Here is a 1,599-nt window from a genome sequence, read left to right as displayed (position 1 = left end):
GACGCCGACGCTGCTCGGGGGAAAGGAAAGCCTCTGGTTCACGGAGCAGATCTACAACCAGTTCATCATCCGGTTCAATTGGGAGCAGGGGGCGGCCTTCGGCTTCCTCCTGTTGATCCTGTCGTCCGCGATCGTCTGGATCGGGCTCAAGCTGACCGGCCAGACGCTGGCGGGCGCCGTCCAGCAGCGATGATCCCCTCCATCCCCCAGCCGCCTTACGCCCGCCGCCTCTACACGGCCTACGTGGGGGCCTTCTTCGTCTCCCTGTTCGCCCCGCTGGTGGTGGTCGCGGTGCTGGCCTTCAACGACAGCCTGTTCCCGGCTCTGCCCTGGGAGGGGTTCACCCTGGATTGGTTCCTCGCGCCGGGTCCCCGCCGGATCGGCCTGTGGCACGACCAGGGGCTGCTCCGCGGGATGGTCACGTCCACCCAGGTGGCTCTCTGCGTGGCCGGCCTGTCGGTCGCGGTCGGGACCTGCAACGCCTTCCTCTTCGAGCAGGAGGAGTTCCCCTTCAAGCAGGCCCTGTACGCCCTGGCGCTGACCCCGCTCGTCATCCCGGGGGTCATCCTGGGGATCTCGATCCTCCTCTTCTCCAGCACGGTCGCCTCGGCCGTCGAGGGCTGGACGGGAGCGGAGGTGGAAGCGCTGCGGCCGGGTCTCCCGCTGGTGGTCCTGGGGCAGTTCTCCTTCATCACGACCCTCGCCACGCTGATCATCGGCGCCCGCCTGCGCAAGTTCGACCGGACCCTGGAGGAGGCGGCGCTCAACCTGGGGGCGTCCCGGGGCGTGGCGATCTGGACGGTGACCCTCCGGTTCCTCCGGCCGGCCCTCCTCGGCGCGGGAGCCGTGGCGTTCCTGATGTCCTTCGAGAACTTCAACACGACCCTCTTCCTGGTCGGCTCCGACGCGACGCTTCCCATCACGATGTTCATCAGCCTGCGGGACGGCTCCACCCCGGTCATCAATGCGGTGAGCCTCGTGTTGATGGTGAGCTCGGCCGGGATCGGGCTCATCGGGGTCTTCAGCGGCTTCGAGGGGAAGCGGCCCTGAGGGCGCCGGCCCGCGCGGAGGCTCACCGGAAGGATGACGCCGAGCCCATCGTGCTGGACCAGGCGAGGAGGCGGCAGGAGGGGCAGGACCGGGGTCGGGCCGAGGCGCGCGCTGGCGCCCTACCGTCCGGCTGATGAAGCAGTGCGGGGGACCCGAGGCTGATCTGGCGGGCGAAGCGAGAGACTCGGCTCCATTGCTACGCGGGCCGGCTCCCGCATTCCTGACGCGCGTCTCTGGCGCGGGACCACCAGAAGAGTAACGCGGCGCTCAATCCGCCCACGACGTGGCTCAGGGGGAGCGGCACGAAGGGAACGCTGCCTGTCGCCCCGATGAGAGACCAGCCGGCCAGGGATTCCACGAGGACCTTGCCTACCGTGAGAAGAAGGACCCCGGCACAGATCCACCGCCATGGTGCGGGTTCTCGGAGCCCGTGGAGGGCGAGGTAGATGATCGCTCCCGTGGCAACGCCGGAGAGGCCACCGTAGAATTGGGCCTCCGGTCTCATGGCGAGCAGGACGGTGCCAATGCCCAGCGCCGACAGCACGCACA

General features: G+C 68.8%; 3 protein-coding genes. 2 read left to right on the top strand and 1 reads right to left on the bottom strand.

Annotation, left to right across the window (positions count from 1 at the left end):
- On the top strand, positions 1-193 hold a 193-nt coding region (locus VGT06_07955; protein HEV8663055.1), incomplete at its 5' end, for an ABC transporter permease.
- Positions 190-1,050, top strand: a complete 861-nt coding sequence (locus VGT06_07950) for an ABC transporter permease (GenBank protein ID HEV8663054.1) — start codon at positions 190-192, stop codon at positions 1,048-1,050. The genes VGT06_07955 and VGT06_07950, both read left to right, overlap by 4 nt.
- 196 nt (positions 1,051-1,246) lie before the next feature.
- Here the strand turns inward: VGT06_07950 and VGT06_07945 are convergent.
- The coding region (locus VGT06_07945; protein HEV8663053.1) for a hypothetical protein at positions 1,247-1,599 on the bottom strand (353 nt) is incomplete at its 5' end.

It is taken from the genome of Candidatus Methylomirabilis sp., from assembly GCA_036000645.1.
GTDB lineage: Bacteria > Methylomirabilota > Methylomirabilia > Methylomirabilales > JACPAU01 > JACPAU01.
The sequence above is the reverse complement of the archived record's forward strand: the minus strand, read 5'-3'. Positions and strand labels throughout refer to the sequence as shown.